The 18,773-nt window shown below is 56.9% G+C and carries 17 protein-coding genes; 16 read left to right on the top strand and 1 reads right to left on the bottom strand.

All coding sequences use genetic code 11. The features are described 5' to 3' along the window. Positions 1-22 precede the first annotated feature (22 nt). Entirely contained in the window at positions 23-1,312 is a 1,290-nt protein-coding gene (locus VGK48_01310) for a DHH family phosphoesterase (GenBank protein HEY2379794.1), read from the top strand. Further along, positions 1,309-1,758, top strand: a complete 450-nt coding sequence (gene dtd, locus VGK48_01315) for a D-aminoacyl-tRNA deacylase (protein ID HEY2379795.1) — start codon at positions 1,309-1,311, stop codon at positions 1,756-1,758. The genes VGK48_01310 and dtd overlap by 4 nt, the downstream gene beginning before the upstream one ends. On the opposite strand, the gene VGK48_01320 is transcribed toward dtd, so the two are convergent. Next, a complete protein-coding gene (locus VGK48_01320; GenBank protein ID HEY2379796.1) occupies positions 1,713-2,702 on the bottom strand; it encodes a hypothetical protein in 990 nt (329 codons plus the stop codon). The two genes, dtd and VGK48_01320, sit on opposite strands and share 46 nt — an antisense overlap. 309 nt (positions 2,703-3,011) lie before the next feature. On the opposite strand from VGK48_01320, the gene VGK48_01325 reads away from it, so the two are divergent. The 14 genes from VGK48_01325 (at position 3,012) to VGK48_01390 (ending at position 18,722) form a co-directional block, all read left to right on the top strand. Further along, the gene (locus VGK48_01325; GenBank protein ID HEY2379797.1) at positions 3,012-4,208 is read left to right on the top strand and encodes a CoA transferase; all 1,197 of its coding nucleotides are present in this window, start codon (positions 3,012-3,014) and stop codon (positions 4,206-4,208) included. An 80-nt stretch (positions 4,209-4,288) separates the two neighbouring features. Then, a complete protein-coding gene (locus tag VGK48_01330; protein ID HEY2379798.1) occupies positions 4,289-5,167 on the top strand; it encodes a HEAT repeat domain-containing protein in 879 nt (292 codons plus the stop codon). 23 nt (positions 5,168-5,190) lie between these two features. Beyond that, on the top strand, positions 5,191-5,784 hold the full coding sequence (locus tag VGK48_01335) for a ubiquinol-cytochrome c reductase iron-sulfur subunit (protein HEY2379799.1): 594 nt from the start codon (positions 5,191-5,193) through the stop codon (positions 5,782-5,784). A 4-nt stretch (positions 5,785-5,788) separates the two neighbouring features. After that, complete coding sequence (locus VGK48_01340; protein HEY2379800.1) at positions 5,789-6,613, top strand: cytochrome b N-terminal domain-containing protein; 825 nt, start codon at positions 5,789-5,791, stop codon at positions 6,611-6,613. Between the two features lie 55 nt (positions 6,614-6,668). Beyond that, the gene (locus tag VGK48_01345; protein HEY2379801.1) at positions 6,669-7,748 is read left to right on the top strand and encodes a hypothetical protein; all 1,080 of its coding nucleotides are present in this window, start codon (positions 6,669-6,671) and stop codon (positions 7,746-7,748) included. Positions 7,749-7,759: 11 nt separating this feature from the next. Then, on the top strand, positions 7,760-10,747 hold the full coding sequence (locus VGK48_01350) for a c-type cytochrome (protein ID HEY2379802.1): 2,988 nt from the start codon (positions 7,760-7,762) through the stop codon (positions 10,745-10,747). A 176-nt stretch (positions 10,748-10,923) separates the two neighbouring features. Continuing rightward, positions 10,924-11,724, top strand: coding sequence for a hypothetical protein (locus tag VGK48_01355; protein ID HEY2379803.1), 801 nt, complete (start codon positions 10,924-10,926; stop codon positions 11,722-11,724). Positions 11,725-11,810: 86 nt separating this feature from the next. Further along, the gene (locus tag VGK48_01360; GenBank protein ID HEY2379804.1) at positions 11,811-12,797 is read left to right on the top strand and encodes a COX15/CtaA family protein; all 987 of its coding nucleotides are present in this window, start codon (positions 11,811-11,813) and stop codon (positions 12,795-12,797) included. Beyond that, positions 12,788-13,663, top strand: a complete 876-nt coding sequence (gene cyoE, locus VGK48_01365) for a heme o synthase (GenBank protein HEY2379805.1) — start codon at positions 12,788-12,790, stop codon at positions 13,661-13,663. Before VGK48_01360 ends, cyoE begins: the two co-directional genes overlap by 10 nt. Positions 13,664-13,689: 26 nt before the next feature. Then, entirely contained in the window at positions 13,690-14,244 is a 555-nt protein-coding gene (locus tag VGK48_01370; protein ID HEY2379806.1) for an SCO family protein, read from the top strand. Further along, entirely contained in the window at positions 14,241-14,654 is a 414-nt protein-coding gene (locus tag VGK48_01375; protein HEY2379807.1) for a DUF420 domain-containing protein, read from the top strand. Before VGK48_01370 ends, VGK48_01375 begins: the two co-directional genes overlap by 4 nt. Positions 14,655-14,676: 22 nt before the next feature. Beyond that, positions 14,677-15,351, top strand: a complete 675-nt coding sequence (locus tag VGK48_01380) for an ABC transporter ATP-binding protein (GenBank protein ID HEY2379808.1) — start codon at positions 14,677-14,679, stop codon at positions 15,349-15,351. Positions 15,352-15,442: 91 nt separating this feature from the next. Further along, a complete protein-coding gene (locus VGK48_01385) occupies positions 15,443-17,992 on the top strand; it encodes an FtsX-like permease family protein (protein ID HEY2379809.1) in 2,550 nt (849 codons plus the stop codon). Beyond that, positions 17,985-18,722, top strand: coding sequence for an outer membrane lipoprotein-sorting protein (locus VGK48_01390; GenBank protein HEY2379810.1), 738 nt, complete (start codon positions 17,985-17,987; stop codon positions 18,720-18,722). The genes VGK48_01385 and VGK48_01390 overlap by 8 nt, the downstream gene beginning before the upstream one ends. Positions 18,723-18,773 lie beyond the last annotated feature (51 nt).

Raw genomic sequence — 18,773 nt, forward strand, 5'->3', positions numbered from 1 at the left:
TCATTTCTTGGGGTAGCCTCCCTTGAAATCGGTCTTTTACGTCGAGGACGAGTTTGTCGCGACTCTTTTTAAGCAGTATTTTAACGGGACGGGTAACAGCGCAGTCTTTCTAAAGCCGGATCACATCGACACGGATTCTGCCGATTTTGTTGTGGCGCAGTCCGAAGATGCTGAAACGCTTACGAGAATCCTGGAAGCTGTCGGCCGCGAACCGCGAAAAGTCCCTACCCTTGTCATCACATCCCAACCTGAGCGTATCCCCGAAAAATACAAAAGTTTTGCGCATTTTGTGGGGGTGCCCGAGCTGCTCGAATCGAATTTCCGGTGGCACATCCGGCTGGCCCGCACGACGCGCATTGTGGAGGAGGTCAAGGCACAGTTCGAAGGCGCCGAATCCGTCCTGATTCTGCTTCAGGACGATCCGGATCCCGATGCCATAGCCAGCGGTCTCGCGCTCCGGCAGGTGCTCGGCCGCAACAAGCAGACCGCGCCGCTCGGCTCATTCGGCCGCGTAACGCGGCCCGAAAACATCGCCATGGTGAAGCTGCTCGAGATCGAGATCGAGAAAATCACGAAGGATACGATCAAGGACTTCAACCATATCGCGGTGGTGGACCTTCAGCCGCCGCATCTTTCGAACCCTCCCGACGAGATCGATCTGGTGATCGATCATCATCCCGAACAGTTCAACTATCAGAGCCATTTGAAGGACATCCGGCCGAATTACGGGGCGACGTCGACCATTCTGCTCGAATATCTTCTCTGCTCGAACAGCAGCATCGGAACCCGGCTCGGCACCGCGATGCTGTACGGGATCAAGAGCGACACCTTCGCCCTCTCGCGCGAAGTCAACGAATGGGATGTGCTCGCGTTTTCATATTTGTACCAGCTTGCCAATCAAAATCTGATGCGGCGCATCGAGCGGCCCGAGCTGCCGCCGGCTGCGCTCGATGCCTTGAGTGTGGCGTTGAAAAACCGCCGCGTGATTGATCGCGTGGCATTTGTGAATCTCGGCCGCGTCGAGCGCGACGACCTGATTCCGCAGATGGCGGATTTCAGTCTGTCGTTCGAAGGCATCGAGTGGGCGTTCGTCAGCGGCGTGTTCGACTCGAACTACATCATCTCCGTTCGCAACGTCGGGTATGTCCGGTCGGCGGGGCGCGTCCTGAAGGAAGCGTTCGGGGGAATCGGCTCTGCCGGCGGACACGCATCGATGGCCAAAGCCATTATCCCGCTGGGTTCGAAGCCGATCCGTCAGATGGATCGAATGGTCCAGGATAGATTCCTGAAAGCGCTGCACGCGGGGAAATGAGAGCTGTCATTCAACGCGTATCGAACGCCAGGGTCGTGATTGGCGGTGCGGAGCACTCTCGCATCGACGCGGGCATTCTTGTCCTGCTCGGCGTCGAGAAGGAAGACACGGCGGAAGACGCCACGGCGCTGGCGCGGCGGATTGTGGAGTTGAGGATTTTCGAGGACGAGGCGGGAAAGATGAATCGGTCGATCGCCGAAACGGGCGGGCAGATTCTCGCTGTATCCCAATTCACGTTGCTCGGCGATTGCCGGCGCGGGCGGCGGCCGTCATTTGATCCGGCGGCGCCGCCGGACATGGCTAAGCCGCTATACGAGCTGTTCGTGAAAGAAGTTGAGACGTCTGGGATCCCGGTGGCGACAGGAGTGTTTCAGGCAATGATGGAAATCGAGCTGACCAATCAGGGACCGGTAACCTTCATTCTCGACAGCCGGAAACGCTTTTGAATCGGCTCGACTGAGAGCTGCAGCGCAGGCGCCACCCCGATCGGCGCGACGTGGTCGAGAAACAACTCGACGGATGCAGGCGTGGCCAGAAGATAATTCGAAACGCTCCACTTGCACTGCGCCGCCATCGGATGCAGCGGACTGATGAGCCAGCCCCGGGCCCTTTCGTTCGCAGTCTGGGCCGGTTTCGAAGTAAACGCCCACGACGACAGATTCAACGTCCGGAGAGCCGCCGCGGCGTCGGCCGCGGTGCTGATCAATACAGGTTCGTCCGTTGCTGTCGCGGAATACGAGAACGGACGCGATGGAGCATCCGGCGACGGCAGGTCTTCCCGGGCGGCCGCAAGCGACAACGACGAATGGCCTTCGATCAGCTGGCGAATCTGCTGGAACCCTGCCCATCCGGCTTCATCTTCCGTTCGCGCGCTTCCGGAATTCCGGAGTGTTTCGTCCCAGCGCGCGCCGAATTTCAGAGCGGAATTCACGGCGCTCGCGAACGAAATCGAACCAGCCGACACGAGCGCGGACAACAGCGCGGTTCCGATCACGTGAAAACGCAGGGGCACTTTTGCAGCACGGTGGCCGACCCAATCCAGCAACGCGGACTGAAAAACGAGATTCTCGATCAGGCGCGCATGAATCCGGTGATAGTCGTACGGCTTTCCAAACCGCCGTTTGGTTTCGTAATGCGCTGCAGGCGAAAGGTTGCCTTCCTTTATCCACGTGTCGCGGACCGCGCCGATCGTTGTGTCGAAGTAGTGATCGGCGTTGTGCAGCGTGTGGAACGTGAAAACATCCCAGCCGGTGATTTTGGCGGCGCAGATCATCCGCTGCCGGATCGTCGCAAGAGCATCGATTTCGTTGAGCCAGCCCAGGGCCAGGTTCTCGGCGGGCATGAGATTATAGAGAGCCGGAACCACGACGGTGGCAGGATGTCCGGCCAATGGGCGGCTGGACCATCGGTGGAGTCCGCGAAGCGCGGAGGCCCTCCAACGGAACCCGCTCCTGGTGGGCACTGGAACGGGGTACGACGTCGTTTTCCAGGCCTGATCTTGTTTGTAGCCGCCTATTAGCATAAATCCCGCGCCAGTGTTGAGCAATTCATCGGCCAACGCCGAATTTCGAGGAATGACGGGCATTCTGGCGAAGGCTTCCCCGGAAACGAAACTTTTCGTAACGCTTTCGGCAAGCCGGTACCGCATTTCGCAAAACGCCGCTGTGGACGGTCTAGAAAGTTGATAGGCTGGCGCAGGATGAAACCTCTCGAAGACCTCTTTGTTGTAGACCTGTCGCGAATCCTGTCGGGTCCGGTGTGCACGATGCTCATGGCCGATATGGGCGCTGAAGTAATAAAGATAGAGCCGCCGCCTCTGGGCGACGACAGCCGCCAGTGGGGACCGCCGTTCATCGGCGGTATCAGCACGTATTTTCTAGCAGTTAATCGGAATAAGAAGAGTCTGGGCCTGAACCTGAAGGCGGAAGCCGGCCGGCGAATTTTATGGAAACTCATCGAGCGGGCCGACGTCATCGTCGAGAATTTCCGGCCCGGCGTCCTCGACAAGCTGGGTTTCGGATACGAGGCCGTCGCGAAGGCCAACCCCAGGACCGTTTATTGTTCGATTTCAGGCTTCGGCCAGACCGGACCGTATCGCGAGCGGCCGGGCTATGACGTGATCGCCCAGGGTGAGTCTGGAATGATGGACCTTACGGGATTTCCGGACGGCCCGCCGGCCAAACTTGGCGCATCGCTGGCCGATATCGTCGCAGGCCTGTATGCATTTAATGGGATCTGCCTGGCGCTGCTCGCGCGTCATAAAACCGGCAAGGGACAGCGCGTTGATGTCAGTTTACTTGACGGTATGGTATCCACCCTTGCCTATCATGCCCTGATTTACCTGTCGACCGGACGCTCTCCCAGGCGGGCGGGCACGCGGCATCCTTCAATCGTCCCGTACGAGTCCTTCAAGGTGACAGACGGCTTCGTGAATATCGCCGTTACGAACCAGAAGCAGTGGGAAAACTTCTGCGAAGTGCTCGGTTTTCCGGAAATGGCCCATGACGCCCGATTCGAATCGATGAAAGCGCGGCTCGCCAATTACGGCGAATTGCGGCCGATGATCAATCGCGTCGTATCGAAGATGACGCGGAGCGAGGTGATGGAAGCCATGTCGAAAGTCGGCATTCCTGCAGGCCCGATCAATACGGTGGCTGAAATCCTCGAAGATCCGCATATCCGCGCCCGCGAAATGGTCGTGGAGTTGACCCATCCGGAATACGGTCCCCTGAAGATGCTTGGCATTCCGATCAAGCTGTCCGATACGCCGGGGGCCGCCGAAAAGGCGCCGCCGAAATTCGGGGAACATAACCTTCAGGTGCTTCGCGGATTGGGATACAGCGACTCCGAGATTGAGAAGCTTGAAAAAGAGGGAATAGCCACAAGAGGCACATAAGGAAAACGTATTGGAGATTCCCCGCGATGTCTCCTCTTGTGCCCCGCGCGCTTTCTGAATTATTCTTCAGGGTTCTGTGTATGGAAACAAAAAGCACCAGTGTGCCGATTCCCGATTCCGACGAACTGATCGAGGTTAAAAAGCCCACTTCACTACTGATCGCTCAATTCTTCTTATTCCCGCTCATCATCATCGCGATTTGCATCGGAATTTTTCTTCTTTTCGGCTATCTCACGTATCAGCAGGAAACGGCGCAGGAATATCTCAGTGACGTCCGGACCGGTTCGACGCTGCGATGGCAGTCGGCTTATGAACTGTCGAACGTCATTTCCACTCAGAAAGACAAGCTTCGAAATACCGATTTTGTCAACGATCTGATCAAGGTCTACAAAGCACACGACGACGATCCTCGCGTTCACCGCTACTTGGCATTGACCATGGGCCATCTGGGCGATCCCCGGGCGGTTCCTGCTCTGATAGAAGGACTCAATGACGCGGACACCGACAATCAGATGAACACACTGCTGGCTCTCGGTTTGATCGGCGACAAGTCGGCAACGCCGGCGGTGGTTCAACGGCTGGCGAGCAATGATCCCGCGATCCGGAAGATGGCGGCGTTTGTTCTGACGGCGCTGAAGGATCCGGCAGCGGCAGGTAATCTGAAGGTGGCGCTCAACGATACGAACGACGAAGTGCGGTGGTATGCGGCGATCGCGCTGGCTCAGGTCAACGACGCGTCGGGAACCGATGTCTTGATGAAGCTGATCGACCATGGCTATGTAGACAAGCTGGACGGCTACACGCCGGACCAGCGAAGCCAATTATTAATTAATGCCGTTAAATGTCTGGGGATACTGAAATTTGAGCCTGCAAAGGATAGAATACTGGCGCTTAGCCAGAGCGATCCTGACCTGGCTGTAAGGAACGCTTCATTGGAAGCGCTGAAACAATTTTCGTAATTATTAACTAACGGGAGGCTCCAATGAGTAAAGAAGACTCACCCGCTCCCTCGAAGCCGGCGCCAAAACCGGCACCAACCGTTAAGCCGGCAGGACCCGCAGCTAAAGCTTCGATGCCGCGCCGATCCTTCCTTTCCTGGATGACGTTGGCGTGGACCGCGTTCACCGCGTCGATGCTCGCTGCAGCTACTGCAACCGGCCGCTTCATGTTTCCGAACGTACTCTTCGAACCACCTCCAACCTTCAAAGCCGGCTTCCCTAATGAATATCAGGTCGGACAGGTCGACGAGCGCTTCAAGCAGAAATTCGCCGTCTGGCTCGTTCGCACCGCGTACGACAAGTGGGCGAATTCCAGCGGTATTTACGCGCTTTCGACGGTCTGTACGCACCTGGGCTGCACGCCGAACTGGCTGCAGGCCGAACAGAAATTCAAATGCCCCTGCCACGGCAGCGGTTACTACATCACTGGCGTGAACTTCGAAGGCCCGACGCCCCGGCCTCTGGAGCGGTACGCCATCAGTCTCGCTGACGATGGGCAGATTCTTGTGGATAAGAGCAGGAAGTTCCAGGAAGAAAAAGGCGAATGGATCAATCCCGCTGCGTTTTTAAAACTCTAATAATATGGCCAACCTAACTGATCGACTGAAAGAGTTCTTCAAGGCTCTCTCGCCGGACAAGATCGGCGAGTACATCCAGGACAGCCAGATTTATCGATCCGTTTTCCGCGTCGGCGTTCCCGATTCGGACCGGAAACGCATGCTGGTCATGCTCGGCAGCGTGTTTCTTCATCTGCATCCTGTGAAGGTCCGGAAATCCGGCATTCGCATGCGCTACACCTGGTGCATGGGCGGAATCACATTCTTCCTCTTTCTGGTGCTGACGTTCACGGGCCTGCTGCTGATGTTCTATTACCGGCCGACGCTGGAATATGCCTACGTCGACATTCGCGATCTGCGCGAACAGGTGCCGCTGGGCATCATGCGCGAAATACATCGCTGGGGCGCGCACGCGATGGTCATCGCGGTGTGGCTGCATATGTATCGCGTGTTCATGACCGGCTCCTATAAACCGCCTCGAGAGTTCAACTGGAACGTCGGCGTCATTCTTCTCGTGCTGACGCTGCTCCTGAGCTTCACGGGTTATCTGCTGCCCTGGGACCAGCTGGCAATCTGGGCTATCACCGTAGGCAGTAATATGGCGAGGGCCACACCTTTCGCGGGAAATGAGGGACCGGGGGCCGCCCTGCTCAAGCTCGGCGATATACCTCTGATCAACAATCAGAGCGACGCGCGGTTCGCGCTGCTCGGCGGAAGGTTTGTCGGAGAAAGCGCCCTGCTCCGGTTCTACGTGCTCCACTGCGTCGGATTGCCCCTGGTGGCGGGTTTCCTGATGGCGATCCACTTCTGGCGTATCCGTCGCGACGGCGGCATATCGGGTCCACTGTAGACAGGAGGGGGAAACTGGGGGCATCACCAATTTCCCCGCTTCCAAAGAGGAATACATGTTCATAAAAGAAGTCATCAATGCATTCGCTGCGCCGTACTACCTCATTACCGCAGCTGCGATCCTGCTGCTGCTTTCACTCAAGTATCCGGCAAAGTTTTACAGCAACAGAGTTGCGAAGATTCTCTTTCCGGCCATGTTCCTTTTCCTGATCTTGAGCGCGATTCTCGATGAGAACTTCCGGAAGGTCGTGACCAAGCCGGACAATGTGCCGATCGTCGGCATGCTTTTCCTCGTGCCGTTCTTCACGTGGTTCTCAATGCGCGAGGCCGTTCGCAACGATAAGCGCATCGAAGAGGGCAAACCTCTCATCGAACAGGAAGAGACGGCGGAAAAGGTTCTGACGTGGCCCGACCTGGTTTATACCGAACTCATCTGCATGGTCATCCTGACCGTAGTCCTCATCGGGTGGTCCATGTCGTTGCAGGCCCCTCTCGAGGCGCCGGCAAATCCATCCAGTTCGCCAAATCCGTCGAAAGCGCCCTGGTACTTCCTTGGCCTCCAGGAAATGCTTGTCTATTTCGACCCCTGGCTTGCGGGCGTGGTGTTTCCCGGCCTCATCATCGTCGGGCTGATGGCGATTCCATATATCGACACGAATCCGAAAGGCAACGGCTATTACACGCTGAAGGAGCGCCGCTGGGAAATCACGACGTTTCTCTTTGGATTTCTGATTCTATGGATACTGCTCGTCATCCTCGGGACGTTTTTGAGAGGTCCAAACTGGAATTTCTTCGGGCCATATGAGTTCTGGGATATACACAAACTCGAAGCCCTGGTGAATGTGAACCTGTCGGAGTATATCTGGGTGAAAGGCCTGGGTACGGGCCTGCCGAAAAACCCGCTCATTCGCGAGATGTTCGGATTCATCATCGTACTCGGATATTTCCTGTTGATTCCGCCGCTGCTTGCCAGGAAGTGGTTCAAGGGTTTCTATCAGACGCTGGGACCGATCCGGTTTCACGTGATGACATTTCTTCTCCTGGCGATGGCGTCGCTTCCGATCAAGATGGTGCTGCGGTGGCTGTTTAATTTGAAGTACATCATCGGAATTCCTGAATACTTCTTCAATATTTAGCGGAGACATAAGTGAGCAGCGAAACTCCCAACGAGGGCGGACACAAAAAGCCGCCCATACCTACGCCCGCGAAAAAAATTCCGGCTTTGAACATCGAAAAGCGCGGCGACCGTCTGTATGGAGGGGATTCCCTTCATAAGTGGTTTGCGATCTCGAGCATTCTGCTTTTCGTCATCACCATCTTCATGGTGCTCGTGGACTATTCGCGCGAATGGAAGAAATACCAGCGAGAGTTTGTTCATCTGCAGGTCCAGCGTACGCAGAAAGACGAGCAGCAGTTCCTGCAGGGTCTGGACCGGACGAAGCTGGGGCAACTCGATCAGCAGTTGAAGCAGACGCAGGCCTCCGAGCAGCAGAATGAGGCACAGATCGACAAACTTCAAAAGCAGATCAACGACCTCAACGCGAAACAGTATGGGATCGATGAGAATTACCGTTTCGCGAAAGCGGAGTACGACAGCATCAAGTACGACTACGAAGATGGAGTCGCCCATAACGCATCCAATGCGCAAAAGCTCGGCGACAAGCTGGCAACGCAACGGAAGAAGATGGATGACTACAAAGCCGCGTTGGACCAGACCACTCTCGACTTGCGCGGCGCGACTGACGATCTGAACAAGTACATAGGCAAGCGGGCTGACCTGCAGAAGGCCCGGGAACAGATGACGGCGGATTACACGCGGTTGAACGGGCGGCTGAATACGCTGAATCCCGGAGCTGTCATCGTGTCGTTCCGCAATGCGCCGGTGTTCGATTTCATGAATCCTTCGGAGCGGATCCAACAGATCATTCTGAGCAATCTTTATAACGATCAGCCTTTCAAGGCGATCCCGCGCGTCGACCGTTGCACCACGTGCCATCTGGGCATCGACAACAAAGCCTTTGCGGACGCGCCGCAGCCGTTCAAGACGCATCCGAATCTCGACATGTACATCAGCTCGGGTTCGCCCCATCCGATGGAAAACTTCGGCTGCACCAGCTGCCACGCCGGACTCGATCGTGCTACCAGCTTCCAGAACGCGGCGCACATGCCGCGCAGCGAGGAACAGCGAGTAGCGTGGGAAAAGAAATACAACTGGCGTGTCGACCCCGATATCGAAACGCCGATGCTGCCGATGAACAACATCGAAGCCGGCTGTTACAAATGCCACAGCGCCAGCACGGAAGTCCCGAAAGCCGCGGCCCTCAACTCCGGCCGTGACCTGATCCGGATCTACGGATGCTTCGGATGCCATAAGCTCCCCGGCTACGAGGGTGTTCGCAAAATCGGGCCGGATCTCTCGACCGTCTCCGGCAAACTGACGAAGGACTGGGTTCGCAAATGGCTCGCAAATCCAAAGGAATTCAAATCGCAGGCCCGGATGCCGCAGTTCTGGGGAAACGACAACAACAGCGGCAAAACGAATGGAGTCGATTGGGACAAACGGAATGCAGCGGAGATGAACGCGATTACGGAGTATCTCTTCGCAAATTCCAAGCCCAAGGAGCTGCCTGCGGGCAAGACAAACGGGAACGCGGCGGCTGGAAAGCAGATCGTTGAAACGGTCGGATGCTTCGGCTGCCACGCGATCGGCGCAATCCAGGAAGTGGCCAATCAGAGCCAGATCCGGCGGCGCCACGGCTACAACCTGGAAAACGAAGGCAGCAAGGTCAGCCAGTCGTGGCTTTACAACTGGGTAAAAGATCCGGCGCAGGTCTGGCCGGAAACCAAGATGCCCAGCCTGCGGCTGAGCGATGAGGAAGCGGCCGATGTCGCCGCTTACCTGACCTCGCTGAAGACCCCGGATTGGGAACAGAAACCTCTTCCTCAAGTCGACCCGGCGGCTCTCGACGACGTCGCACTCGAGTTGTTGCGGACCAATTCGACCGATATCGAAGCGCGCGCGAAGTTGAAGGACATGACTCTGGATCAGAAGAACCTCTATGCCGGGCAAGGCCTCATCAGCCGGTATGGATGTTTCGGATGCCATAACATTCCCAAATTCGAAAACGCGCAGCCCATCGGCACCGAGCTGACCGAAGCCGGCAGCAAGATCACCGAGAGACTCGACTTCGGGTTCGTTCCGATCGATGAGTCCCGCAACGCCTGGTATGAGGAAAAACTCAAAGATCCGCGTATCTATGACTGCGATGTCGTGAAAAAGGACGGCGATAAGTTCGACTGCGATAGAGTGAGAGTCAAACGGCCGGAAGAATTGCTGAAGATGCCGAACTTCCACTTCAGTGATAAAGACGCAGAGTCGATCACCGGGGTGCTCGTCAGCCTGGTGAAAGATCCCGTCCCGCTGGAAATGAAGGATCGCACCGCGCAGGCGATCATAGATGGACGGCAGCTCATCTCGGAAAAAAACTGCAGAGGCTGCCACCTGATCGAAGGCGTAGGCGGCGATATCCGGCCGACGAAAAAAGAGCAGGCGCAGTGGCCGCCGAACTTGAACACCGAAGGATTCAAGACGCAGCCGTCGTGGCTGCATCCGTTCTTGAAGGATCCGGGCTCGGTCAAATTGCGGCCATGGCTCGAGGCCCGCATGCCGACGTTCCACTTCACAGATGAACAGGCGGCGACGATCGAGAAGTATTTCTCCGCGCTGGATAAGGTCGAATATCCGTATGTCAATACGGAGATCGAAACGACTCCGGACCGGTTGAAAATTGGCGCCGAACTGTTCCAGAAGCTCTCGTGCCAAAGCTGTCATCCGACGAGCAACGTGATCCCGCCGGGGAAGACTGCGGCGGACCTGGCTCCTAATCTGCAGCTCGCGCACCAGCGGCTCCGGCCGGATTGGGTGCTTCAATGGGTGGCCGACCCGCAGAAGATATTCCCCGGAACCAGAATGCCGGCGTTCTTCACACCGAACGACAAGGGGATACCGGTCAGTCCATTCCCGGACATTCTCGGTGGAGATGTGAAGGCGCAGATACAGGCCATTCGCGACCACCTGTTCGTTACGGTTGGTGGCGCCAAGGCCAACTTCAGCAGCGGAAGCGTCGCAAAGTAATAATTAGGCACAAAAGGCACAAAGGGGGGCGCAGGGGAAATCAGGGGTCGCCGACCCCTGATTTCCCCTGCGCCCCCCTTTGTGCCTTTTGTAGCTAATAAAATCCAACAAGATGCGATATATTTCGGGGTTGGGTCTTAATACTGATTACCAACCTAAAATTGGAGAATCCTAAAATGCAGAAACGAACTCTCTTCCTTTACGCGGCGTTCCTCGTCGCCGCGCTGGTTGCGGGCTGCGGCGGTGGTGGGAATAATGGTGACATTCCGCCGGCTGCAACAGGTGGGGGCAATTCCGGTGGCGGCGCCTCATTCGATATGTCCAAGGCTACGGCCACAGTGAGCGGAAAGATCGCCTTCATGGGTACGCCTCCTCCGAACGACAAAATTCAGATGTCGTCCGATCCCTATTGCCAGATGCACGCCGCCGATTATCCGACCGCCGAAACGGTGAAAGTCAGCGATGGAGGCCTGGAGAACGTCATCGTTTACATCAGCATGGGCGCGCCGGCCGGAGCAAGCTATGCCACGCCTGCGGCAAGCGAGATCGTGCAGCAGAATTGCCACTACATTCCGCACGTCTTCACGATGATGACCGGTCAGCCTTTGAACGTGAAGAACGCGGACATGACGCTGCATAACATTCACGTCTGGGCCGAAAAGAATCCGCAATTCAACGTCGGCCAGCCTGTTAAAGACATGGTGAGTGCGACCAAGTTCGCCACGCCTGAGGTTCCGATTCCGATCCGTTGCGACGTTCACAAGTGGATGGGCGCTTTCGTGGGCGTGTTCGATAATCCATTCAACACGGTTTCCAAATCCGGCGGCAGTTTCGAGCTGAAACTTCCTCCGGGAACCTACGAAGTCACGGCCTGGCACGAAAAGTACGGCAAGAAGACCATGATGGTGACGGTCGCCGACAACGACAAGAAAGAAGTTAATTTCTCCTACAGCCCCGACGATAAAGCGGCGGACTAAGGACTCTTAAGAAGGAACCACAAGAGGCACAGAAAGCGCAAACACCTTGCGCCTTCTGCTTCTTGTGGTTCCTTCCTTTCGAAGTCATGCAAGACGAAAACGTTTCCCTCCACCGCTTCGCTCTATTCACGGCCTGCTGCACGGCATTCCTCATCTTTGTCGGAGGGCTTGTCACCAGCACGCAATCAGGCCTGAGTGTTCCGGACTGGCCGACGAGCTACGGCTGGAACATGTTTACCTTCCCGTTCTCCAAATGGGTCGGCGGAATATTCTATGAACACAGTCACAGGCTGGTTGCTTCGACCGTAGGTTTCTTCACAGTTATTCTGACCGTCTGGACGTGGCTCAAAGAAAAGCGCGCGTGGGTCCGGTGGCTGAGCGCTGCCGCTCTGGGCGCCGTCGTTCTGCAAGGCGTGTTCGGCGGCCTCACGGTCATCTTTCTCTTACCGGCGTGGATTTCGACGGTCCATGCCTGCCTGGCGCAGACATTCTTTTGTCTGGTGATTGCAATTGCGGTCGTGACATCACCGCAGTGGAAACGCGGACTTCCACAGGTCAAGCCGCATGCGGAGAGCATCCCGCTGCGGACTTTGTGCGCCATGACCACCGCCGCCGTATACGTTCAGTTGATCATGGGCGCGCTGATGCGTCACACGAACGCCGGGCTGGCGATTCCGGATTTTCCGCTCGCGCTCGGGCACCTGATCCCGCCATTCAGTTCGGGAAAAATCATTATTCATTTTGCCCATCGCGTGGGAGCGGTTATCGTGACCGCCATGATGGTCTGGACCTTCACCAGAATTGCGCGATTGTACTCGGACCATTCGCTCCTGTTCCGGCCGGCATTGACGATGCTCGTTCTGGTCGCGGTTCAACTCACGCTAGGCGCCATCACGATCTGGACGGCTAAAGCCGTGGTACCGACCACCGCGCATGTCCTCACGGGAGCGTTGATCCTGGGGACATCATTTCTGTTGACGCTGCGGGCGTATGCTATGAGTGGAGCGCATGCAGACGCAATAGCGCGCAGCAAGGATCAGATGCTCATCGACCGGGTGCCGGCATGGAAGTAACACCGCTGGAACTGGCGCGCCGGCGGGTTCGCGCCGGCGACCTGATAGAATTGACCAAACCCCGCATTACGTTTCTCGTGTTGATTACCACGCTGGTGGGGTTTTACATGGGATCGCGGGACGGCATGAATTTCCTGCTGCTGTTTCACACAATTCTGGGAACCGGGCTGGTGGCCAGCGGAGCAAGCGCGCTCAACCAATATTTCGAACGTGACCTCGACGCGCGGATGGTGCGCACACGCAACCGGCCTCTGCCGGACGGCAGGCTTGTCCCGAATGAAGCGCTCATTTTCTCGGCGCTCATTTCCGCCGCCGGCGTCCTCTATCTGATGTTGTTTGTGAATCTCCTGACAGGCCTGATCGGTGCGGCCACCCTGGGCGGTTACGTTCTCGTTTACACTCCGCTGAAAACACGCACAGTGTTATGCACATTGATCGGGGCGTTTCCGGGCGCTGCGCCGCCGGTTATGGGATGGACGGCGGCGCGGGGCGAAGTGGATGCGATCGCTTTATCGTTGTTTGCAATTCTCTTTCTCTGGCAGATGCCGCACTTTTTTGCGATCGCCTGGATCTTTACGGAAGATTACATGCGCGCCGGCTTCACCATGCACGGCAGCGGCGTCCGCACCGGCAGGCAGATCGTCCTCTATTGCTGCGCGTTGATTCCGATCAGCGTACTGCCGACGTTCTTCGGATTGACGGGAATGGCATACCTTCTCGGAGCAATTCTGTTCGGCTTCATTTATCTGGGCTATGGCTTCGCTGTCGCGCTCTTTCGTTCGAACACACATGCCCATCGATTGCTCCGGGTTTCGGTGGTCTATTTGCCCGCATTATTACTGCTTATGATGCTTGATAAGATATAGGCCCGGGTTTTCGCCAGCATTGCGTTATGAAATTTATTGCCGCATTCTTTTCCCTTCTTCTGATCGCTTCCTGCAGCCGCACGCCCGATTTGCAAACGTTCTACCCCGTTCCTGATTTCTCTCTGACGGATCAAACCGACAGGACTGTCACCATGCAGGAACTCAAAGGCAGGGCATGGGTGGCGGACTTTATCTTCACCAACTGCGGCGGCACCTGTCCGGTGATGACGGAGGAGATGCGCAAATTGCAGGCAACGCTTCCGCCGAACATCCGGCTGGTCTCTTTCACGGTGGATCCGAACCGGGATACAACGAAAGTACTTGCGGCGTATGCTGCCGAACATGGTGCAACACGAGATCGCTGGCTGTTTCTGACAGGAGACAAGCAGGCGCTCTACGACATCTGTATCAAGGGATTCAAATTGGCCCTCGAAGACGATGCCGGAACACCGCTGGAGCCCATCACGCACAGCACGCGATTCGTTCTGGTGGATGACCAGGGACAGATTCGCGGCTATTACAGCGGCACCGAAGACAAGGAAATGAGCCGGCTCGCGGCAGACGCAAAGAAGCTGTCGTGACTCAGATCTCCGATCTCGCCACCGTCAATGCCGCGCTGAACGCCACTGCCGCGGTTCTGATCGGCACGGGTTTCTACTTCATCAAGCAGAAGAATATTCGCGCGCACAAAGTGTGCATGGTTGCGGCTGTGGTGGTGTCTTCGCTTTTTCTGACCTCGTATTTGATTTATCACTACCACGTCGGATCGGTGAGATTCACGAAACAGGGATGGATCCGGGACGTCTATTTCCCGCTTCTCCTGACGCATACAATTCTCGCCGTCGTGACGCTGCCGATGGTTCTGCGGACGGTTTTTCTCGCCGCCAAGGGCCGCTTTTCCAAGCATGTCCGGGTGGCGAAATGGACGTTTCCGATCTGGATGTATGTCTCTGTGACCGGAGTCGTTGTCTATCTGCTGCTATACCATTAGCCGTGGTGAACGGATCGGCTGAATGATTGCACTCACGGGTGTATCGAGAGTTTTCGAGGGGAAGCGCAAGGCGGTTGCGCTCGAAAACGTCAGTCTCGAGATCGGGGAAGGCGAGATCGTCGCGATCGTCGGTCCCTCGGGCTCGGGAAAATCGACGATGCTGAACCTCATCGGAGGCTTGGACCGGCCGAGCGGCGGCGACATTTCAATCGATGGCGAACGTCTCGGCTCGCTGAACGACGATGATCTCACGCGCGTCCGCCGGGACAAGATTGGATTCGTTTTTCAGTTCTTCAACCTGCTTCCCACGCTGAATTGTTTGGAGAATGTCTCGCTGCCGCTGCACCTGCGCAAGTGGCCGCGGAAAAAGATCGACGATCGAGCGAGGGAACTCCTCAACCTCGTTCAACTCGGCCATCGCCTGGAACATCTTCCGGATGAGCTTTCAGGCGGTGAACGCCAGCGGGTCGCGATCGCACGAGCGCTGTCGGTTTATCCGCCGATCCTGCTGGCAGATGAGCCGACCGGGAATCTTGATACGCAGACAGGAAAGGACATCCTCGAACTTATCCACGGTCTGCACGCACAACTCGGTTCGACAATTCTGATCGTGACCCACGATCTGGAAGTTGCAGGCCGCTGCCCGCGGACGGTGGCGTTGCGGGATGGGCTGGTTGTGGAGGATAGAAGGCGATGAGGGGAGCGAAATGCTGGGTTGGCAGCTACTCCCCGCCTAAGTTAGGCGGGGAGTTCCAAACCGAATTCGCGCCCCCAGGGGCCGCACAACTATGATGCTGCTGCGGCTCCTCACCTGGCCATACCTCCGGCGGCACGTGCTGCGATGGGTCCTTACTGTCGCGGGCATCGTCCTGGGTGTCGCCGTTTTTATCGCGATGCATACCGCGGACCGGTCTGTTTTCGCCGCATTCGATAAGACGATCGATCAGATCGCCGGGGCGACTCAGTTACAGGTCACGGCAGGTGACTTCGGATTTGACGAATCTCTGCTGGAACGGGTGCAAGCCGTTCCGGAAGTCGGCGTTGCGGTCCCGGTCATTGAATCGACCGTCGAAACGAAATTGCCGAATCAAGGCAACATCTTAATCCTCGGCACCGATATGACTTCGGATCGCAGTCTTCGCGATTACCAGCTGAAAGACGCCGACGAAGCCATTATCGACGACCCGCTGGTATTTCTCGCGCAGCCCGACTCCGTGATGATCACCAGAGAGTTTGCGGACCGCAATAATCTTCAGGTCAACAGCAAGCTTCCGCTGGTGACTCTGGACGGTGAAAAACAGTTCACCGTGCGCGGCATCATGAGCTCGGCCGGCATGACGCAGGCATTCGGCGGCAATCTGGCCGTGATGGACATCTACGCCGCTCAACACGAACTCGGGCGTGGTCATCGCTTCGACCGGATCGACGTCAGGGCCAGGGACGGGGTAACGGTGGATCGCTGCAGGGAAGCCTTAAAAGCCGCGCTCGGACCGGGCCTCGACGTCGAGCCGCCATCGGCGCGGGGGCGTCAATTTGAGGCACTGCTGCAGAGCTACTCGACGGCACTGTATATTTCGAGCCTGTTCGCGGTACTGGTGGGGATGTTCATCATCTACAACTCGTTCGCGATTGCAGTGACGCATCGCCGCTCGGAAATCGGGATACTGCGGGCTCTGGGCGCGACGAGAGGGCAGATCCAGCGCTTATTTTTTCTCGAAAGTCTTGCTGCCGGAGTTCTTGGGTCCGCCGTGGGCGCCGGACTCGGACTCTTCATCGCATGGGCAATCTCCGGATATATGAGTTCGACACTCGAACAAGTGTCCGGATATGCGCAGACCGCCGGACAGCTTGTGATCGATCCGCAGCTGATCGCCGCAGGGATGATTATCGGGATCGTCACCAGCATCATTGCCGCCTGGATACCTGCGCGAAGCGCTGCCCGCGTCGACCCGGTCCAGGCGCTGCAGAAAGGAAAATATCAGGTCCTTTCCGCTGGAGAGAATCGGAGGCGCCGTTGGATGGCGCTGGTCCTGTTCCTGTTGTCCGTGGGATGTCTTTTTCTTTCAGATTCCAAGCCGTTCTTTTACACCGGTTTTGTCTCGATGATCATCGCGTGCCTCCTGCTCGCACCGGCGCTGACGTTGCTGCTGGCAAAGATGATCCGGCCGATACTGAAAGCTCTTTTGCCGGCCGTCGGCACCCTGGCCGCGGACAGCCTGGCACAGGCGCCCCGGCGCACGTCGGCAACCGTATCGGCGTTGATGCTGTCGCTTGCAATGGTCATCGGATTCGGAGGTTTCACGCATTCTTTCTATAGTTCGATAAACGAATGGATCGACACGGCGTTAAACCCGGATTTCTTTGTGACCTCCGGAACGAACCTCAAGCTGAACTCGACGTTCCCGTCCGGTGTCGCTTCCGTGATTGAAGCGGTGCCTGGTGTCGCGCAGGTTCAACTCGTCCGGAATTCACGCGTCATGTATGACAAGATTCCGGTTTTGGTTATCGCGATCGAGACAGACAAAGCCGGCAAAACCGCGCGCCGCATTCCGACTGCCGGAAATCTCGAAGAGATGAACGCTCTGACAGCGGCAGGAAAAGGCCTGATGGCGTCGGATTCATTCGCAACAATTCATGGGCTGCATTTACACGATAAGGTGTCGCTGCCGACGCCTTCCGGCTTGTTGACACTGCCGATTGCCGGAATTGTTCGAGACTATTCAGACTTCCAGGGATCGGTTTTCATCGATCGCGAAGTCTACAAAAAATGGTGGAACGACGACACGGCAAATGTCGCCCGCGTCTACGCACAAAAGGGCCAGGATCTTGCGGCACTCCGGCAACGTGTCACAGACGCACTCCACGGCCATCAGCACCTTCTTGTGCTCACCAATGACGACGTACGCGTCTGGATCATCAAATTGCTCAATAACTGGTTTGCGATGACATACAACCAGATCGCCGTGGCGATTCTGGTCGCCGTGCTCGGCATTGTGAATACGCTGACTGTTTCGATCACCGACAGGCGGCGGGAATTGGGCGTCATGCAGGCGGTAGGCGGCCTCCGGAACCAGATTCGGCATACGGTCTGGATCGAAGCGCTGAGCATCGGCGTGATCGGGCTGATCTTGGGAACCGGACTCGGCGCCATTAACCTTTTTTACGTGCTCGGCATGTTGAAACGCGACCTGGGCGGCATCGATCTGGACTACATTTTCCCCGTGGCATTCATGCTGGCGATGATCCCCACTATTCTGATTGCCGCCTTCGTGGCCGCGATCGGCCCGGCGGAATCCGCGGTCCGCGGCACATTGGTGGAGGCTCTGGAATATGAGTAAAGCTCTGATTTTCCTCCTCCTGATCCTGCAGCAGGAGCCGCGGAAGATTGTCGAGGACGCACAGCGTCGCACCACATCGCAATCACAGCGGTATGAAGGAACCCTGAAGGTTATCGACGCGAAGAGTAAGATCACCGAAAAGCGGTGGATCTACGACCGCACGGGATCACACGGCGACAGCAAAGCCGTCCTGCGCTTCACGGCTCCCGCGGAAGTAAAGGGCGTGGCGCTTCTCATCGTCAATCATCCGGAGCGGGCATCGGATCAATGGATGTGGACGCCGGCGATCAACCGGGAACGCCGCATTGCGTATCAGGACCGGTCGACGCGGTTTTTCGGAACGGACTTCAGCTTCGAGGACCTCGAGGAACGCGACACCAATCAATTCGATTACAAAATGCTCGGCGACGAGACGGTCGACGGAGCGGCCTGCTGGAAATTGCAATCGACGCCAAAACAGACGAAGGCGTCGCAGTACACTCATTCCTTCCTGTGGATCAGAAAGGACAACTATGCTTTCGCCCGGATTGAGAATTACAGCAAGGAGCAACTCGTCCGCCGCGCGCATTACACCGACATTCGCAATGACCAGGGCATCTGGACGGCCCACCAGATCGACATGCACGATTTGAAACGCAACAGCCATACCATCCTGACGATCGAGAAGCTTCAGTACAACGTTCCGGTGAAAGACGAAGACTTCACGCTTCAGGCGCTGCGAAGGGAATGAGGAACGATTAGATGTTTGGCGCAGAACATTCCCCGCCTTTCCAAGGCGGGG

Source organism: Terriglobia bacterium, from assembly GCA_036496425.1.
Classification (GTDB): domain Bacteria; phylum Acidobacteriota; class Terriglobia; order 20CM-2-55-15; family 20CM-2-55-15; genus 20CM-2-55-15.

Excerpts from the sequence above, each read along its gene's own strand:
- VGK48_01340 (HEY2379800.1), top strand. The coding sequence starts at position 5,789 with ATGGCCAACCTAACTGATCGACTGAAAGAGTTCTTCAAGGCTCTCTCG.
- dtd (HEY2379795.1), top strand. The coding sequence starts at position 1,309 with ATGAGAGCTGTCATTCAACGCGTATCGAACGCCAGGGTCGTGATTGGC.
- VGK48_01335 (HEY2379799.1), top strand. The coding sequence starts at position 5,191 with ATGAGTAAAGAAGACTCACCCGCTCCCTCGAAGCCGGCGCCAAAACCG.
- VGK48_01345 (HEY2379801.1), top strand. The coding sequence starts at position 6,669 with ATGTTCATAAAAGAAGTCATCAATGCATTCGCTGCGCCGTACTACCTC.
- cyoE (HEY2379805.1), top strand. The coding sequence starts at position 12,788 with ATGGAAGTAACACCGCTGGAACTGGCGCGCCGGCGGGTTCGCGCCGGC.
- VGK48_01355 (HEY2379803.1), top strand. The coding sequence starts at position 10,924 with ATGCAGAAACGAACTCTCTTCCTTTACGCGGCGTTCCTCGTCGCCGCG.
- VGK48_01370 (HEY2379806.1), top strand. The coding sequence starts at position 13,690 with ATGAAATTTATTGCCGCATTCTTTTCCCTTCTTCTGATCGCTTCCTGC.
- VGK48_01385 (HEY2379809.1), top strand. The coding sequence starts at position 15,443 with ATGATGCTGCTGCGGCTCCTCACCTGGCCATACCTCCGGCGGCACGTG.
- VGK48_01380 (HEY2379808.1), top strand. The coding sequence starts at position 14,677 with ATGATTGCACTCACGGGTGTATCGAGAGTTTTCGAGGGGAAGCGCAAG.
- VGK48_01360 (HEY2379804.1), top strand. The coding sequence starts at position 11,811 with ATGCAAGACGAAAACGTTTCCCTCCACCGCTTCGCTCTATTCACGGCC.
- VGK48_01330 (HEY2379798.1), top strand. The coding sequence starts at position 4,289 with ATGGAAACAAAAAGCACCAGTGTGCCGATTCCCGATTCCGACGAACTG.
- VGK48_01390 (HEY2379810.1), top strand. The coding sequence starts at position 17,985 with ATGAGTAAAGCTCTGATTTTCCTCCTCCTGATCCTGCAGCAGGAGCCG.
- VGK48_01325 (HEY2379797.1), top strand. The coding sequence starts at position 3,012 with ATGAAACCTCTCGAAGACCTCTTTGTTGTAGACCTGTCGCGAATCCTG.